Source organism: Microbulbifer mixtoriginis (SeqCode), assembly GCF_052467515.1.
In genome coordinates this window covers 4087496-4105509 of sequence record NZ_CP174314.1, presented here as the reverse complement: position 1 = coordinate 4105509, position 18014 = coordinate 4087496, and the positions used below count along the sequence as shown (strand labels likewise).

Below are 18014 nucleotides of genomic sequence, written 5' to 3'. Positions count from 1 at the left end.
CAATTAAATTGGGGAACAGAGTTCCATGACAATACACTTCTGCGACATTTACTTGCTCGTCGAGGTGTCTTATGCGTTTCCTGCTTGCGCTGCTGTTACTGACGATTGCCTCAGCACCTCTCGCGGAGACGCAGGTGGTGCCCCTTCTGGACGGGGCGCGCCTTATCGAAGCCAACAATGAAATTTATTTCTATGCAGATGGATATTTCTACCGGCAGGGACCAGATGGTTACACCCGTGTGGAGCCACCACTCGGGGCTAGAGTGCCGGAAGTACCAACAGGCACATCCTTTTACCTCGGTGGCAAGGATTACCGGCGAGCGGGGAATGGCACTTTCTTCGAGTTTGACCCTAAAGACAACCAATTTGTGGTGGTTACCCCTCCGGCCAATTGGCGCAATTACAATCGCAATCCCCTAGCACCCGAAGTAAGAATTTACCCGCGTGCCTATCCGCCCAATTACGAATCTACCCGAGCCTATCCTCCTAAATACGAATCCTCCCGCAATGTCAGCCAGCTACGTCATTCGAGAAATGTCCGCCGCCCTGACAGAAATCTCGGCCGTAGGGAAGTGTTTTGCAAGGCCAGAGCAGCCAATCTGGTGAGAAGTGTGCATAGACCTGGAAGAGTATCTGTGGTTAGTACTCGCGCCTATCGCAGACAATACCTCAATTGTATGCGCAGCTATGGGCGCAGACGCTACTGAGCCCCTTTAAGTTGAAGAGCCGAGAGCCTGGCCGCTCTCGGCTACACTCAAGAAATAAGCCCCTAAGGGCAAGGTCTTCCCCTTGCTGATACTGCTTCACGGACAGATGTGTATTTTATGCTGGGTGTTGGTGGTTACTTCTTTACTGATAAGCCTAAGACTCGCACCGGGCAACGACTTTCCCACTTTTTTCCGATCGCCTTCTGCCTGATTTTTTTCGCCCTTTGCTCTCTGGCCGCTAGTGCCCAGTTACCCGGTTCCAAGCCCAAGGAATTCAAGGCGGTGGTGCCTGAGTTTGCCGATCCTTCTGCAGATTGGTGGACCGGCTGGACCAATGCATCGCCGGAGCAGCGACGAGAGTGGCTACAGGCCATTAAAAAGGGTTGGCAAGAGTGGCAGCAAGAATTACCTGAAGAGGATGAGGCGCTGCAAAAAGGGGCGAAAAAAATTACCCAGAGCCTGGAGGGGGTGGAGGTCACCTGGAAGAAGCGTCAGGAATATTTAAAAGTTGAGTTGATGCCGGAGGTGAAGTTTCCGGAAAGCCCTAGTGTACTCGACTGGGCCCGCGCCGATGCGGCCATTAGCCGCGGTCAACGCCGCCTGAGTGGTGTGCAGCTAGAGGCGCGGCAGCTGCGCGCTAGCCGATCGCAATCCTTGGCGCAGTTGCGCAAGCAGGTAATTGTGCTGCGTGATGCCAAAGGTGAGGAAGAAGATCAGGCGGCACAAGCGCTTTTATTGGCGCAGATCAATCACCTGAATATTATTGAGCAGCTGGATACGGTGAATGAGTTTCTCGGCACCTGGCAGGAAAAAATCGAACTGTCGGAAACCAAGCTGCGCGGTATGCTCGACGACCTGCAGTTCAGTGAGAAGGATGCCGAAAAGCTGGAGAAATCCATCACCGACAGCGATAAGAAAATTGAGCGTATCGCCGCTACTCGCACCAGTATTCAGAGCACTACCGAGCCCTCCACTGATCCCGACGTCAATATGAAAAAGGACCTCACCCTGATGCAACTGGAGGTGGACCTTTTAGAGGAACACCTGGGTAAGCGCAAGAGTGAGTTACTGCAATCCATCAACCGCGTATTGAATCCAGAAACGGGCGAGGAGACATTGGTTGTCAGTCGCGAGCTGCTGGAGAATGCCAATGCGGTGATCGATAGCACTTCGCGGGAGCTGGCGATCCGACAGCGGCAGGTGGTGGCTTGGCGCGATGAGGAGGAAAGTGCCGATCTGAGCCGTTGGTGGGCCTACTTTGAACGGATCGGCAGTGGTCTGGCTCGGGCCAACGACTTGGAGCAGGATATCCAGCGCTACGAGAAGGCCCAACTTGAAGTTTACCGCGAGCGCCAGGGCTGGTGGGCCACGGTTCGCGAACGTTTGGCGCTAACCGGCCGCCAGGTATACAAACGCTGGCGCACTCTGGCGGATTACCAGTTGTTTACTATCGCGCAAAACCCAATTACGTTGCGCCTGATTGCCAGGATGGCATTTGTGTTGGTCTGCGCCTGGTTGCTGTCGGTGCTGACTCGCGCCTTCCTACGCCGGCTGGTACGCAGGGAACACGCCAGCGAATCCTCCATGTATAACCTGAGTCGCGTATTGCACTACACCTATATCGGCGTCGCCCTGATTGTGGTGTTGAGTATGCTCGGCCTGGATACCTCCAAGCTGGCACTGGTGGCTGGAGCCCTATCTGTAGGTATTGGTTTTGGCTTGCAGGCTATTTTTTCCAATTTCATTTCCGGGCTTATTTTGCTGTTCGAAAGGCCCTTGAAGGTTGGGGACTTGGTAGAGCTGGAATCCGGTGTTTTTGGTCGAATCCGCGATATCAATGTACGTTCAACCCGTATCACCACCCGCGACAATGTGGATATCCTGGTACCGAATACCGAGTTTGTCGCTGGGCGGGTGATTAACCATACCCTTGATGACCCGGTGCGTCGTATTCATGTGTCCTTTGGTGTTTCCTATGCCTCCGATCCAGACTTGGTGCGGGAAGCTGCACTGGAGGCCGCCTCGCGGGTCAATATCACTCATACCGACTGGAAGCGTAAAACTGAAGTCTGGCTGATGGAATTTGGCGATAGCGCGCTGAATTTTAAGCTGGTGGTATGGGTGAACAGTAACATGGTCACATCTCTGGGTGACTCCTATGCGCTTTACAATTTAGAACTGTTGCGGGAATTTCGTGAAAAGGGTATCGAGGTGCCTTTCCCACAGCGAGATCTGCACCTGCGCAGTTGGGATGCACCGGCAATGATTACTCGCGCAGGGAAAAAGTAGTAACCCAGGGAGAGCATCGGGCTTGAGTTGCGGTGAACAGGCGTAGTATTTTCCAAACGGCCGACGGTGATGTCGGCTTCATCCCTGTTATTTTTATTGCAGCCTTTTGCTATTGGGCGTTCGTGCAATATCTACAAGGAACTGCCCGTGCTAATAATCCCGATCCAGAATAAACCAGACTGGCGCCGACCTCCTCTGATGTGCTTTGTGCTAATCCTCGCCAACTTACTGGTGTTTATGTTCTACCAGGGCGGTGACGATGCCCGCTGGCAGCAGGCTGAGGAATATTACTTCGACAGTGACTTACCGGATCTGGAGGAGCAGCGCTTCCTGATTTATGTCAATGAGGAGCATCCCGAGTGGCGCCTGCAGATGGATGTAGAGGGCGAGGAATTTGTCTATCGGGAACTACTGTGGAATACGGAATTTCACCAGTGGTTACTACCCCGGCTAGAACAGGAGGGGCAAACCCAGTGGTTACAGCAGCGCCAGCATTTTGCCGGGCTGCGCGACAAGATTAGCAGCATGGCCCTGGGTCTGACGCCGGCGGAGCCCAGCGCGGCTGGACTTTTTGGTCATATGTTTTTACACGGCAGCTGGGATCACCTGATTGGCAATATGGTGTTTTTGCTGCTGTTTGGCTTATCGGTTGAGCTGGCACTGGGGGGGCTTTGGTTTATCACCCTCTATCTCCTCGGTGGCTTGGCTGCAGCTAGCCTGCATATGTTGGTTGAATCGGGCAGTTATGTACCTATGGTCGGTGCTTCTGGCGCTGTATCGGCGATTATGGGGATGTTCGTTGCTATATACGGAGTGCGGCGCTTGCGCTTTTTTTACACCATCGGATTTATGTTTGGCGAGTTCAGTGCACCGGCTCTGATGGTGTTGCCCCTTTGGCTGGGTAAGGAAGTGTTTGGCTACCTATATGGTGATGCCGGGATCGCCTATTGGGCCCATACCGGCGGCTTGCTGGCTGGATTTGTTCTGGCCTTACTGTTGATTTTTTGGCGACCACCGTTAAAGGCGATGCCGCAGGAAGAAGAGGAACTACCATCCCCGCAAAAGAGCGCGCTGGCGCGCATCGATCGATTCCAGGAAGAGGGTAAGCTGCTCGAAGCCGCAGAGGCTGCGGCCTCCGCAGTACGTCAGTATCCCGACCACCTACCGCTGATACAGCGCTTTATCGAGTTGACCGCGATTAATCCCGATAGTGAGGCGTATCACCGAGCCAATTTGGCGCTATTTACCCAGGCGGCCAACCCAACAGTTGATGCTCGTATTATTTCCTCCGGTTATTACAGTTACCTGCAAACTACGCAGAAGCCTCGAGCCCTAACTGCCAAAACTTGCCTGTTGATGGCGCGCCGCGCTGCTGAAGCCAAAAACTGGCCCTGGCTCGATGAACTCTTGAACAAGCTTATTGCGCAAAAAGTACAGCACCCGTTGATACCCAAATTAGGTATGACTCTGGTGAATTATTACCGACGCCTGGGCGAGGAGGGGCGTGCGCGGGAAATGAAGGCGTTAACCCAGGGGATGGAAATATCTGGACAGCCCTAGAGGATAATAACCTGTTTATTAAAATACATAGGCAGTTAGACAGATCCCAGTAAGCATCCATAAGATCAAATTGGCAGGGGAGCCTTATGAATAAATATATTCTTAAAAAAGAACAAATCCTGGATATGGAGGGGGAGCACAAGGTGCACTTCCTCAACCCGAATGCAGTGCGCCGCAATAAATCCTTGGGAGACATGACCGGGATAAGTGGCTTTGGCTTTCACATTATTGAAATAGAGCCTGGGTACGAATCCACAGAGTATCACTGCCACAAATTTGAAGATGAATGTGTCTATATCCTGCAGGGGCAGGCTTCAGTATTCATCGGCGAAGAAAACTATATAGTGGGTGAAGGGGACTTTATCGGATATCCGGCTAATGGCCTTCCCCATGTGATGAAAAATACCGGAAACGATATTCTGCGCTGTATCGTAGTGGGCCAGCGCCTGGATCATGATGTGGCAGACTACCCCAATAAGAATAAGAGGATTTACCGTAATAAGGGGTTGCCGTGGGAGCTAGTGGATCATAAAGATATCGAGCACCCTCGTTAACTCCACAGACAGAGATTCTGTATGGCCACAAAAGTACGTGTTTTCTACAATTCTGCCTGTCCGGTATGCGATGCGGGTATCCGTGCTCAGAAGAAGAAAAACACCACTTGCGGTGTAGAGTGGGAAGATGTTCACCTTGATAATGCCAAAGCACAGCAGCTCGATGTGGACCTGGAATTTGTGCGAGAGCGCTTGCACGTGATTGATACACAGGGGCACCTGCGAGTGGGTTACGAAGCATTTATAGCGATTTGGGAGAACTCTCCCAGTGAACAGTGGAAAGCAAGGTTGTCAAAAACACCGGGTCTGCGATGGTGTCTTAACAAAACCTATAATGGCTTTGCCCGCTGCCTCTATCTATGGAATAGGGCTTTAAAGCACTGGTGAGATTGCTTCTGGTTTTCTACCGGGTGGAATAAACGGATAGAGAAAGCACGCACCCCTCTCCTGGAAGCGTGCTATCGGTACAGGCTACTGACTCGTTGACTCTGTGAATTTATTGGCGTGTGTTCTCTGAACTATTTAGTACTTTCCACAGAGTATCGATTTGATTGCGTAGAGTGCTGTTGGGGAATTTCTGTCTAATGAATTGCAGTAATTTCCTGGCCAGGTCTTCGCGATTCATCCCATCCATATATACCTGTGCCAGCAGCAGGTAAGCCGCATCCAGCTGTGGATAACTTTCCTTGTGTAGATTGTTCAATAATTGCGCCGCCAGCTGGTATTTGTGCTGTTGGTAGAGCACCTTGGCTAGGGTGTGGCGAAGCTCGGGTTTTACAATAGGGGGGGCCGGCTCGGTGGCCAGGTAAAGTTCCGCCGCTTTGTGTGGCCGGTTGAGTTGTATGAACTTATCCAGTAAATGGGGGCCGAGTTCCCGCAGGGCTTTTTGGTCCTGGGTTGCCAGTAGCAAGCGGTAGTAGCGTTCGTTGAGGGCTTCATCATTGGGGTAGCGGCGCAAGCCATCTACCAGCGCCTGACGTGCGGCTGGAAGATTCGATTCGCGCATTAAAATCTGTGCATCGGCCAAAGCGCGTGCGCGGTTGAATTCGTCCTCTTCCAGAAAGGTGCTTTCGTCATCCAGTTCGGCCTGAATACCCAGCTTTTGCTGCCGTGACAGGCAGATATAACCCATCATGGCGCTAGTCACGATATAGAAATAGGTAGTCGTGGCTGCAATCACCGGGCTCAGGGACCAGGGGGGTAGCTTTTCAATGGCAATGGCCATCAGCAGGTTGGGTGCGGCGGAAACCGCAGTGGTGGTAATCCACAACAGCCAGTAGGGCCAGCCGATAATCAAAGTGAATTGTAGTAACTTAAGTGGATTGATCGCCGCACGCAGGCTGTGTTCAAGGGCCAGTACAATCATCGCTGCCGGCGCGAATAGGAAGAGGGCAAAAGCATAAAGCTGCACGGCACCCATACCGAAAGAGAAGAGCTTGTAACCAACAAAACCGGCAATCAAGGTCATAGCGATGACTTTCAAGAACAGCGGTGCACTATTACCGTCCAGGGCATCGCCAATTCCGGGAGCTTCCAACTGGCCACTGGCAAGCCGCTCGATAACCAGCAAGTTGTAGCGGCTCACCAGGGCAACGATGCCCACCAGGGCCACGATTGCTAAAAGACCCAGGCCTGAGATTAGCAAACTGGCTGCAGCTGCCAGTGCTATGATCGCCAGGGGACCTGGTTTTAAGGCGTAGAGAAAATAAAAAATTCCCATCTGCCAAAAGGGCTTAGCACTGTTGCTGGCACCGATATACTCAACTGGATCGCGACACAACGGACACTCGGGTCCAAGGCCCTGATAGTTGGCACTGGAGCCTGGGATACATTCGCTACAGTATTTGCGCTGACAGGGTTGGCATTGCCAGGATGCATCGGCACTGGAATGGTAGCGGCAGGATTCAGCCATGAATTTTCCCTAAAAACTTTTCTTCCTAAAGGTTTATTGTGTTTCTTTCTAACAGTTTATCCGCCGTCATCGTGGCGGCGCAATCGTCGAGTATTTTTGATGTACTGTTAGAATGCAGCGTGAATCCCAATAAAATTGGCACACAAGTTTCAAAAAAGGTGTTGTATGACAAAAGCTATGCGCGTTCATTTGGTGGAAGGCACTGCAGGAGAACCCTGGGGCGAGGCGGCGTTACTCAGTTTTAATGGCAGCGAAGCGCATATCCATATTGGTGCGGCCAAAGGTGCTGCACTGGTGGCGGCGCAACGCGCGGCTCGACGCCTCGATGGCATGGGAATCAATGAGGTGATACTCAGCGGTGAGGGTTGGGATATCGAAAGTCGCTGGGCTTTTTGGGGCGGTTATTTTAATCCACGTATCAATAATAAAATCCACTGGGGCAGCGAGGATGCTGGCGAGCTAAAAGAACTGGCAGCACGTGAAAATGCTGCGTGTTGGGTCCGCGAGATTACCAATGGCACGCCGGATGATGTTTCTCCCAGGGTGCTGGCGGAGAGCGCGGCGGAAATGCTACAGAAGCTTGCCCCGAGCGCAGTTAACTATCGCATAGTGGCCGGGGATGACTTGCTGCGCGATGGCTTTGTTGGTATCCACAATGTGGGCCGTGGTAGCGTGCGCGAGCCGGTCATGTTACAGCTCGACTACAACCCTACAGGCAATGCGGATGCTGAGGTGGATATCTGTCTGGTGGGCAAAGGGATCACCTTCGATTCCGGTGGCTACAGCATTAAGCCCTCAAGCAACATGGCCACCATGAAATCTGATATGGGCGGTGCCGCTATGGTGACTGGAGGCCTCGCGCTGGCCATTGCGCGTGGTCTGGAAAAAAGAGTGAAGCTGTATCTTTGCTGTGCGGAGAACCTGGTTTCCGGCCACGCATTTAAGTTGGGCGATATTATTGAATACAAGAATGGTGTCACCGTTGAAGTGCTGAATACCGATGCGGAAGGGCGTCTGGTATTAGCGGATGGCCTACTCGCCGCAGGGGAAGATAAGCCTCGCTTTGTTTTGGATGCCGCTACCCTGACGGGTGCTGCCAAAATGGCTGTAGGCCGCGACTTTAATTCAGTCTTCAGTTTTGAAGATGAAATGGCACAGAAGGTACTGAATGCCGCAGCACAGGAGAATGAGAAGGCCTGGCGCTTGCCACTGGAGCCCTTCCATCTAGAGCAGACCCCCTCTAACTTTGCCGATATTTCTAATATAGGCGCTGACGGTAGCCCTGGGGCTTCAACTGCGGCGGCCTTCCTTGCTCGTTTTGTATCGGAGGAGGGCCGCAACTGGGTACATATAGACCTCTCTGGCTCTTACCAGCCAAGTGCCAATGACCTTTGGGCCGCTGGTGCCAAGGGACATGGCTTGCGAACTATTGCTCGTTTCCTATTGGATAATTAACACCCAGCAATTACTGCCAAAAGCCTTGCAAAACGCGCCTAAAATTGGCGCGTTTCTATTTTTTCCCGACCTGCGCCTGTAAATTTTCAAGAAATTATATTCCTTTTGAAAGCTTTAATCAGTGAACTTTCACTAGTTGAGGTTTTTTTAATTTAGCTCGTTAATTGGGACTTGAGCTCATAAATACGTTTTGTGTAATTCGGAAATTTATTTTAAATGTCGAGGGGTAATAGGTAATGAGTACTACGGCATCCGCAAATCATTCTGCTCAAAAATCAAATCGTTGTGCTAACTGCGAAACTGAACTTTTGGGACCTCACTGTTACAAATGTGGTCAGCCGGTCAAGGGGATGGTGCGTCATTTCTCCTCCATAATTGGAGACTTTTTTGACACTCTACTGGCATTTGACTCGCGTACATGGAAAACAGTGCCGTCCTTATTCTTTCGACCTGGATTTTTAACTACTGAATATTTTTCAGGTCGTAGAGTCCGCTATGTAAGTCCTGTAAGGTTGTTTATTTTTCTTTGTATCACCAGTTTTTTTGTTACTCAGATTAATAGTGACTGGGCTATTAACTTTGGTGGCAATAAATCTGTAGTTGTGGATACGGAGTCTGCCGAAAGAGGTCTTGATCAGGCTGTTGAGAATTTAAAAGACCTCCAAAAAAAACATGCTGAAGACAATTTGGTGGTCATCAATTTAGAGGAGGTAGAATCTGAGCTTGTTGAAGAACGCATTGAAATTAAGACAGATTTAGGCGAACTGAATACGGATCTAGATAAAGTTAATATCAATCTAAACGGAGTTACAGGGGCATCAAAGCAATCTGAATATTTCACTAAGGATGTTATTGCTTCGGGACTAAATGAAACCATTACCGAAATAGATGAAGAGTTTTTTCAAGTTGGCTGGCTTCCTGATTCTTTGGAAGGTTGGGTTAATAAAAAAGTAGACAGTGCCCATAAAAATGTAGAACGAGTCACTGAAGATCCAAATCGACTTAAGAAAGCATTTCTGGGAGCCTTGCCTTCTACTTTAATAATCATGTTGCCAATTTTCGCCATGATGTTGTGGGTAGCTTACATCTTCAAACGTCGACTTTATATGGAGCATTTGATTGTTGCACTGCACAGTCATGCTTTTATTTGTTTAAGTATTTTAACTGCCAATCTGTTTTACAGCGCAAGCGAAAAGTTTTCTGATTACAATGTAATCTCTTCACTTTTTGATAATCTGTTTTTTCTGCTAATTATTTGGGTCCCCATTTATCTATTTTGGATGCAAAAGCGTATATATCAGCAGGGGTGGCTTATTACCTTATGTAAATACTCTTTTCTGGGAGGGGCTTATTTGATTTTGCTGGCCTTGGGCGCGGCTTTGACTGTTCTCTGGAGCTTGGCAGAGCTTTAGTGCTAGTTTTTAGCTATTCGTGAAATAAAACAAATTGATCAGTGGTTATTATTTTTTGGACGTTCGTCACATAATAAGATGCAAAGAAATAGAACGTTTTTATGGTTGATACCTAGAAGTAGAAAAAAGGATAGAGGTAATGAGTTGTTCAGAAACAGTGGAACATATAAAAGGAAGTGTTGCTGAATGTGCAAACTGCAAGACCGAACTTTTGGGGCCACACTGTTATTCTTGTGGTCAGCCTGTAAAAGGAATGGTGCGCCAATTTTCTAACATAATCGGGGATTTTTTTGACACATTACTAGCGCTTGATTCGCGTATAGTACGCACTCTGGCGCCTTTGCTGTTTCGTCCTGGTTTTCTAACAGTCGAGTATTTTGCTGGACGGCGGGTACGTTATGTAAGCCCAGTACGTTTGTTTATTTTCTTATGTATAACAACCTTTTTTACAATTCAGCTTAGCACTGATTGGAAGGATTATTCATCTGAGAATGATGAGACTGTGGTTGAGGAAGTATCTGATATAAAGCAGCCCCTTGATGAAGTGAGAAATACTATATCAGACACATCAAATCAGGATGTCGAGACTGAGTTTTTGCCGAATGAGGCTCCAAAGAAAAAAGTTGGTGAAATGATCGATGAATTTCAGAGGGCTGAGCCCAAATTGGTAGTTGATATTTTTGATAGTGAAGATGATGATCATTGCAATGTAAAGGTTGGTGGAGCTTGCTGGGATAACAAAGCTGAACGCCCAAGATTTTCAGGTGTACCACAATCCCTGGTGGATAGCGTGGCTGAATTCTTGCTAAAGATCGAAAAAAATAGTGATCTAGTTGAAGCTGATCCCAATCGTTTCAAGAAGATTTTTCTTGGTTCATTACCTTCCACACTATTTATTATGCTGCCTATTTTTGCACTCATGTTATGGGTGCTTTATCTGTTCAAACGAAGGTTATATATGGAACACTTAATTGTTGCATTACATAGCCATGCATTTATTAGTTTGGCACTATTACTGACGACTCTTCTACTTAATGTTCAGGGTTGGTTTGGCGGTTATCCATGGGTTGAGCAGATCACGTGGTGTTTAATATCTATCCTTTTGTTTTGGATGCCTGTATATCTTTTAATCATGCAAAAGCGTTTATATAGGCAAGGGTGGATTATGACTTTGATTAAGTATTCTTTCTTAGCTGTTGTGTATCCGCTAATGCTTTCAATTGGAGCTACATTGGCAGTTTTATATAGCGTCGCGGAATTTTAGTATTTTCTGTTTATTTTCGGATGTTCTCACTCAGTAGTAATTAGGGTGCTAGGGTATTAAAAATACATGTTTAATACCCTTGATTATAAGAGGATAAGTTAATGTGGATGGATGAGGATATATGCTTTGCATCTTGGTTATATTTACATTTTCTCTAGCGCTGAAGTGTCTTAATTATAAAACTGAATTTAAAATTAAAAAAATCATGATAAATAAGAGAGTCGCAACTGTTTAAGGTTAAACCCCGCCAATATTTTCCAGCTATATATAGATATTCCATAAGGTCGCTTTACAATCTCTCCAGCCAATAGAATGTAGTTTTTATTTGATATATGGCTGAAGGGTGAAATAGTTAGTAAAAGAATACTTTGTGGAGGGTAACATGTTGAGACTAATAATCAGTCTTTTAGCTAGTTTACTGACATTAATTTTTGCGATAACCAGTTATGCAGATCCGATTCAGGATATAAGTATGCAGAACTATAATGCTGGTTGGTACCCTAACTTCTATCAAGGTCAGGGTCCATTGACCTGCCGTAGAACTTGTGCAATTTGGGTCGGTGCTACACCAGAATCTGAACTGACAAAGGAAATGACAGAGGAGTTTGAACGAACCAATGTTTGTAAAATCACTCGCAATCCAGAGATTATTGAAAAGCCATATGATGATCCATTGGCCCATTGGTTATATGGTAATCAATTTGACGACAAAGCTAATTGTTATGCGGGTACACCCTTTGGAGTAATTGAAGATGATCACTACATTTGCTTATGTGTATGTGATAAACCAGACCTGATCGTGAGCAAAATACATGATCCAATCTGGGACTCTGGTTCAGGGCAATCCCTGATTGCTGTAGATATCACCAATGTCGGGCAAATGGCAGCTGCCGCAAGTTTTGCTCGCCTGATCGATCCCGATACTTTGGCCAATGATGTTCAAGCAATCCCAGCCTTAGCCGTTAGTGCGACGATAACCCTCATCTTTACCTTGAATTATTGGGTATTTGATCCTGATGCGGTGCTGGAAGTGACCGCAGACTATAAAAACATCGTGGAGGAATGCGATGAAACTAACAATACGCAGGTTTATAAAAAGCAAGGTTAAAGTACATCTTATTAGTGTTCGACAATAAATTAACGAGCTAGGTGAACATTAATTACCTCACAGTTCTCCTTACCTACTGTAGCCGTTGGCATACCACCACCCTTGATATTGATATCGGACTTTTTGGGGATAATGATGTACATACGATGATAGTTACGTAATACGTAGTCTTTCTTGTTTGCGCTCAACCAAGGGTATTCGTTTGCAATGGCGGCTACCCCCCTTGCCAGGGCAATACCATCGGTACAATTATTTGGTGTGGTGGTGGCCATAACCATGGCTAGTAGGGCAGATGAAAAGAGCATAAATCTTGTTCTTTGGCCGAAGTCGGGGTAATCGAGGCACTAGGCTATCACTCGGGAAGTATAACTAAGTCGGCTACAGAGCTGTAGTGATCTATACCAGAGTTTTGTCAATCTATACTCTCTCACAGCAGAGTGACAGGTCTATACCGGTCACTCTGCTAAACCTATTTTCCCTCATGAATTCTCAACTATCCCCATACGGATTTCTTTGCTTTGCAATATCTCCATTTGATTATCCACTTCGACGGTTCTCTGTTGAAACTATAAAAGGAGAAATTTGAAGGAATGAGTACTTATGAATAGCGAATATCTGTGGCTTGCGACACGAGTACATAAGATGGCATGGAAAATGAAGCTGTTACCCACAGCGTATTTTACGTTGCAATCGGCATGTCTGTTTTTGTCGTAATTGCGTCTTTTGTGACATTTCTAGAGGAGTAGAATAGGTACAAGGAGGAATTGCTATGAGCAAAAAGATTGGTTTTTTCATTGCCGATGGTTTTCAGGCCCTGGACTTATTTGGCCCCTTGGATGCATTTATGGAGACTAACAGTTTTATCAGTGAGGCCTATTCTTGCTATTTATTAGGTTTGTCTTCAGGGGTTGTTGAAACAGCATATGGACAATCCCTTTCTGTAGACTGCGATATCTTTGAATTACCACAAGTCGATTACTTGGTCATTTGTGGCGGTGTTGGAATGCGGCAATTGGAACTGAACTCGAAGCAACTCAATGCTTTGAGACTGATAGCTGAAAATGCCCATAGGGTAATGAGTATCTGTACCGGTGCTTTTATACTGGCAAAGATTTTTCCTGAACAGAGTCATAGAGTTACTACACATTGGCGACACTGCCGACAATTGGCACAACAGGCGGTCAATTATCAAGTAGAAGAAGACCCGCTGTTTATTGAAAGTGAAGGAATTTGGTCTTCCGCCGGTGTTTTATCTGGCGTCGACCTAGCCTTAGAGATCATTCGCAGAGACCACGGCAATACTATTGCTGCAAGTGTTGCCAAAGAACTGGTGGTCTATCTACAGCGCCGTGGTGGCCAGGCGCAGTACTCAGACTTATTACAGGTACAATCTGGCGATAGCATGCGTCTCAACCCATTGCTGGAGTGGTTAGCTCAAGATTATCAAAAACCTATCAGTGTCTCCGATATGGCCGAGAGAATATCTATCAGTGAGCGCCAGTTAACTCGCTTGTTCAAGCGTCATTTACACAGCACGCCTAGCCAGTATTTAAATCAAATTCGTCTCAACCGGGCGCGGGACCTGATTACTTGCGAGCCCTTGAGCTTGGAGCAAGTAGCTCTAAGAGTGGGCTTTTCCAGTTACGATAGTTTTCGCCGGGCCTTTCACCTTCAGTTTGGGGTCTCTCCCTCATATTTCAGCCGGAATCAAGCATAAAACAAAGATTATTTTTAATTATCTACTTGTTATTTTTTTCATATAAAGCCAACACACTTGAAACTGAGAAGGTTAGTTTGTGGAAGGAAGATATACAGTAATTACAGAAATTAATTGAAACACATCATATAGATCCGCTTGTTAATGTTGATAAATATGAATTCTATGAGCAAATTCATACTCTACTTAAATCTCTGCCAGATATGAATGAAGCAGAAGTAGAGGTGGGAATAATGCGTTTAATGCGTAGTATTGGCAAAGTTTCTTTATGGCACTGGCATTATTGATGGGCAAGATGAGGTGACTTACCAGTTTTTAAAAGATGGTAGATCTATCTCAATGAAAGTGCACTCTGTGCCTATGGAAAAATTTGGTGGGTTGAGCACACAGTATCCGGTTTTGGTTCCTGATATTAATTATTTTAATATCGACTTGTCTGGTATCCGCCTGGCTTTACTAAGAAAGTACGACGCAGTTTACGTGGACTTTGATAGTTATCCAGATTTACGTGATCTTCAAGAACAGTGTGAGAATATTGTTGATATCGTACGTGATAGTAGAGTTCAGAATCTTGTTATCGATTTTCGAGATAATCATGGCGGAAATTTTTACGTAGGATTGGCTCTCTCTTCCAGTATTCAAAATTTGGATCAATTCGATTGGCGCAATGGTATATATGTAATGATTGATGAGGGTACTCAATCAGCAGCGGTGAGTAATGCGGCCCAGTATAAGCAAATTCTCAATGCCAACTTGGTGGGTACTCCGACAGGTGCTGATCCTAATATAGCCTCTGAAACTAACCGTTTTAAGCTTAAAAACTCGAAGAGAGAGATAAGTATTGCCAAGCGCTATTATCGCTTTATTCAATCTCCTACCGATGCGCTCTACCCTGATTTTCCGATGACGACAAGCTGGCGTGACTATAAGCCGGGTAGGGACGGAACACTATTACAGTTACTAAATCATATTCAAGAAAAGGATCGCGAAAATCAGGTAAAGTCATAGTAAATATTGACTTTCATTGTACTGAAAAAATAATACACTGCACTCGAAATCTTATTAGGTTTCAATACTCATTGAGCGCATCCATGAGTTTATACATAATAAATGCCGGTAGCAGTGTATTACTCATTTTCTAGGGAATAGCTCTTTAAAATAAACGGTTACCACTCCACACAAATCTTACCAAAGTGCGAACCGCTGGTTTGATACTCAAAAGCTTCCTCAAGATTGGCAAACGGAAATGTCTTATCGATAACTGGATGCACTGTGTTGCTTTCCAATGCCGCAACATAATTCTGCTGTTCACGGCGATTTCCCACAACCAGCCCTTGTAGGCGTGCTTGTTTTCCCATCAGTAATGCTGTTGGGACTTCTCCCTCTCTGCCAGTTAGCACCCCAATGAGAGAAATGTGCCCCCCCACCCTAACTGACTGAATGGATTGTTCCAAAGTGGCGGGCCCACCCACCTCGATAATATGATCGGCCCCTTTGCCATGGGTTAACTCCAGTACTTTTTCTGACCACTGTGTATGGGTTTTATAATTAATCCCGTGAGTTGCCCCCAGCTTCTTGGCGCGTTCTAGTTTCTCATCGGAGGATGAGGTCACAATTACTTGGGCGCCCAACATATTGGCAATTTGAATTACGGCAATAGATACGCCGCCAGTACCAAGGGTTAAAATTATATCTCCTGGTTTAACCTTGCCATCGCTGACCAAGGCCCTCCAGGCCGTGAGGCCCGCTGTGGTAATAGTGGCAGATTCAGTATGACTCCAGCCCTTGGGTGCCAGGGTAAATGCAGTGGCATCACGTACTACATGCTGGGCTGCCATTCCATCAATGCCATCTCCGGGTGTATTGGCGAAGCCCCAAACACTGTGGCATGCCGGCCCTGCCTGCCATTGGGGGAAAAAGCAGGAAACCACGGAATCACCGATCTTAAATTCGGTGACACCCTCACCAACGGCCTCAACTGTTCCTGCACCATCAGACATTAAAATACGGCCATCTTCGGTAGATATACTGCCGTCGGCAACCAGCAAATCATGGAAGTTGAGCGAGGATGCGCCAATGGCAACACGGATCTGCCCAGGCCCTGGCTTGCCGGGGTCATTAATTTCGCTCAGAGAGATATTTTCAAGACCGCCAGGTGCTTTTAGCGTCAGTGCTTTCATTATGTTCTTCCTTTAATCTTAAGAGCCTTTGTTTTCAGGCCTTCTAGCCAATCTTGATGGCCAATAATCATAGGATTAGGTTGGGTTATCACTAATTCAATGGCAGGCAACCGATTCTGTGCTTCTTATCTGAGGATATTGTTAACCAGGCGTGCTGAACATCCATATCAAGCTGCAGGTGCTGACTATTGTTTAACTGGTGCAGTATATCCTACATAGCGCGCTTCAACCGGAAATCGAGAATTTAAAATATACTTTGTGTACCTTTACTTAATTCAGGTCCCTGCCAATTCTGGAATTGGACATTTACAGAGTTAATAGGCATGGAGTAGTGGCCACCCATCAGTTATAGCTGGCTTTGAGATAAAATTTACCTAGAGCAATGGTTATTGGGTAATCCTGAGAGAAGCTCTGAACCAGATTATTTTACTCATTGTGGTCTTGGTAATGTTGATGACGGTCAATCACTTTTCTCTGCAGAGTTGCCAATATATTCTTTAAGCTCACGACTCTTCTGTATGGCGTTGAAGGGGTCATAGGGCTATGTACTTCAAATTTTTATTCATTATTCTCTATGAGAAAATCTTATATCTAATGAAAGGTTTAAGTGCTTGCAATATATTTAATTGGATGCTTAAAAGTCTAGAAATTAAAAATTATTTGAATGGAGAGTAACTGGCGTCATTTTCTGCTGCTATAAGTATTTAGTTGGTATACGTCTCTGGGAAACTGGTATAGCTCATGACAAAGATTTTTAATGGGAATAAGTTATTGATAGCTCTGGTTGTATCTTTATCTGTAGAAAATTTTGCGTATTCTGAGAATTATGATACGGGCGATGAGCGTGATTGGTTGTTGAATGCAGAAAATGATAAAGATCGCTTAATTTTACTGCAAAACTATCTTGGTGGTTTTTCTGTTTCCATGTGGGAAGTAGGGGATCGTTACAAAACCATATATTCGGCACTTCAGAATGAGAACTTTGACCTAGCTATATATCATTGGAAAAAAATTAAAGCTGTCATTGAGAATGGTTACCTAAAACGTCCTGCCCGGAGGGCAAACTCGGATGCAATTTTTATAAACTCAACATATGAAGCTGTACTTAGTACATTTGAGACCAGGGATATAAAAAAAGCCTGGCAAGGATTTTCCAATGCCCGCTCTGCATGTATGACATGTCATGTCGCCGAAAAAATACCTTGGATGAATGATCAAAATTTATTTAGAGATACTGCTGTTTCAAATAACTGAACACTATTTTTAATGGTTTACTGAGAGGCTTGAGCACCCTATTTGAAATTACAATACTTCGACTAGTTGTTAGGGGTAGTTTTGATATAGATCTATTCATAAAAGTTCAGGCTTCTAATCGCTCTCTATCAGTGGTGAATATCATCCGCTGTAAAAGTTTTTATGACCTTCTATGTTTCTTGGAGATTTTGGTGGTGATGGCGGATTAATAGCTTGATGTTTGAATTTAGTGGGCTTTAGAAAAGATGTGATATATCGCTAGCTACTTCAACGTTGGGAGTGCGTAAGTGGGTGCTTTTCCTAGACGCCTAGAAACCCAGTGAGTCACATGAGAAGGGATTAATTGGAGATCAAAATGGTGGGCCCTCCGGGACTTGAACCCAGGACCTGCCGATTATGAGTCGGATGCTCTAACCAACTGAGCTAAGGGCCCACACTTTGCTTGCGGGTATCGTTGCAAGCGGTTGGGCAAAGTACAAGATTTTTCCTTTCAAATCAATGCCTTTGTGGCAGAAATTTCTTCTTGTCGTGTTTGCACAACAACGTCAATCTCAGTAGCTATTATTTGAGCTTTTAACTTCCCAGCCTGGAAAGTAAGGGAT

At 46.1% G+C, this 18014-nt stretch carries 15 protein-coding genes and 1 tRNA gene; 12 read left to right on the top strand and 4 right to left on the bottom strand.

Features of this window, described 5'->3' with window-relative positions:
• Positions 1 to 71: 71 nt before the first annotated feature.
• From ACJJIT_RS17715 to ACJJIT_RS17695, 5 genes are all read left to right on the top strand, one after another.
• The gene (locus ACJJIT_RS17715) at positions 72 to 707 is read left to right on the top strand and encodes a DUF6515 family protein (RefSeq protein WP_444887887.1); all 636 of its coding nucleotides are present in this window, start codon (positions 72 to 74) and stop codon (positions 705 to 707) included.
• A 117-nt stretch (positions 708 to 824) separates the two neighbouring features.
• Positions 825 to 2996 (top strand): mechanosensitive ion channel domain-containing protein, encoded by a 2172-nt coding sequence (locus ACJJIT_RS17710; protein WP_444900929.1) that lies wholly within the window; start codon positions 825 to 827, stop codon positions 2994 to 2996.
• 147 nt (positions 2997 to 3143) lie between these two features.
• A complete protein-coding gene (locus tag ACJJIT_RS17705) occupies positions 3144 to 4556 on the top strand; it encodes a rhomboid family intramembrane serine protease (RefSeq protein ID WP_444899196.1) in 1413 nt (470 codons plus the stop codon).
• 86 nt (positions 4557 to 4642) lie between these two features.
• Positions 4643 to 5110 (top strand): cupin domain-containing protein, encoded by a 468-nt coding sequence (locus ACJJIT_RS17700; RefSeq protein WP_444883608.1) that lies wholly within the window; start codon positions 4643 to 4645, stop codon positions 5108 to 5110.
• 21 nt (positions 5111 to 5131) lie between these two features.
• Positions 5132 to 5497 carry a thiol-disulfide oxidoreductase DCC family protein gene (locus ACJJIT_RS17695; RefSeq protein WP_252084325.1) on the top strand — a complete coding sequence of 122 codons (366 nt, stop codon included), beginning with the start codon at positions 5132 to 5134 and terminating at the stop codon, positions 5495 to 5497.
• 109 nt (positions 5498 to 5606) lie between these two features.
• Here ACJJIT_RS17695 and ACJJIT_RS17690 read toward each other — a convergent pair whose 3' ends face one another.
• On the bottom strand, positions 5607 to 7022 hold the full coding sequence (locus tag ACJJIT_RS17690) for a hypothetical protein (protein ID WP_444899195.1): 1416 nt from the start codon (positions 7020 to 7022) through the stop codon (positions 5607 to 5609).
• A gap of 165 nt (positions 7023 to 7187) precedes the next feature.
• Here ACJJIT_RS17690 and pepB point away from each other — a divergent pair, with 165 nt between their 5' ends.
• The 4 genes from pepB to ACJJIT_RS17670 all read left to right on the top strand — a co-directional run bounded on the left by pepB (position 7188) and on the right by ACJJIT_RS17670 (position 12261).
• A complete protein-coding gene (pepB, locus tag ACJJIT_RS17685) occupies positions 7188 to 8477 on the top strand; it encodes an aminopeptidase PepB (RefSeq protein WP_444883611.1) in 1290 nt (429 codons plus the stop codon).
• Between the two features lie 236 nt (positions 8478 to 8713).
• The gene (locus ACJJIT_RS17680; RefSeq protein WP_444899194.1) at positions 8714 to 9889 is read left to right on the top strand and encodes a DUF3667 domain-containing protein; all 1176 of its coding nucleotides are present in this window, start codon (positions 8714 to 8716) and stop codon (positions 9887 to 9889) included.
• 139 nt (positions 9890 to 10028) lie between these two features.
• Positions 10029 to 11153 carry a DUF3667 domain-containing protein gene (locus tag ACJJIT_RS17675; protein ID WP_444899193.1) on the top strand — a complete coding sequence of 375 codons (1125 nt, stop codon included), beginning with the start codon at positions 10029 to 10031 and terminating at the stop codon, positions 11151 to 11153.
• Positions 11154 to 11535: 382 nt separating this feature from the next.
• Positions 11536 to 12261 (top strand): CARDB domain-containing protein, encoded by a 726-nt coding sequence (locus ACJJIT_RS17670; RefSeq protein ID WP_444899192.1) that lies wholly within the window; start codon positions 11536 to 11538, stop codon positions 12259 to 12261.
• Positions 12262 to 12290: 29 nt separating this feature from the next.
• On the opposite strand, the gene ACJJIT_RS17665 is transcribed toward ACJJIT_RS17670, so the two are convergent.
• Positions 12291 to 12566 (bottom strand): hypothetical protein, encoded by a 276-nt coding sequence (locus ACJJIT_RS17665; RefSeq protein ID WP_444883615.1) that lies wholly within the window; start codon positions 12564 to 12566, stop codon positions 12291 to 12293.
• A gap of 464 nt (positions 12567 to 13030) precedes the next feature.
• Here ACJJIT_RS17665 and ACJJIT_RS17660 point away from each other — a divergent pair, with 464 nt between their 5' ends.
• Positions 13031 to 13978, top strand: coding sequence for a GlxA family transcriptional regulator (locus tag ACJJIT_RS17660; RefSeq protein WP_444899191.1), 948 nt, complete (start codon positions 13031 to 13033; stop codon positions 13976 to 13978).
• Between the two features lie 252 nt (positions 13979 to 14230).
• Positions 14231 to 14986 (top strand): hypothetical protein, encoded by a 756-nt coding sequence (locus ACJJIT_RS17655; protein ID WP_444899190.1) that lies wholly within the window; start codon positions 14231 to 14233, stop codon positions 14984 to 14986.
• 158 nt (positions 14987 to 15144) lie between these two features.
• On the opposite strand, the gene ACJJIT_RS17650 is transcribed toward ACJJIT_RS17655, so the two are convergent.
• The gene (locus ACJJIT_RS17650; RefSeq protein ID WP_444887899.1) at positions 15145 to 16158 is read right to left on the bottom strand and encodes a zinc-dependent alcohol dehydrogenase family protein; all 1014 of its coding nucleotides are present in this window, start codon (positions 16156 to 16158) and stop codon (positions 15145 to 15147) included.
• Between the two features lie 741 nt (positions 16159 to 16899).
• On the opposite strand from ACJJIT_RS17650, the gene ACJJIT_RS17645 reads away from it, so the two are divergent.
• The gene (locus tag ACJJIT_RS17645; protein ID WP_444899189.1) at positions 16900 to 17412 is read left to right on the top strand and encodes a hypothetical protein; all 513 of its coding nucleotides are present in this window, start codon (positions 16900 to 16902) and stop codon (positions 17410 to 17412) included.
• A 356-nt stretch (positions 17413 to 17768) separates the two neighbouring features.
• On the opposite strand, the gene ACJJIT_RS17640 is transcribed toward ACJJIT_RS17645, so the two are convergent.
• A tRNA-Ile gene (locus tag ACJJIT_RS17640) sits at positions 17769 to 17845 on the bottom strand.
• Positions 17846 to 18014: the final 169 nt, after the last annotated feature.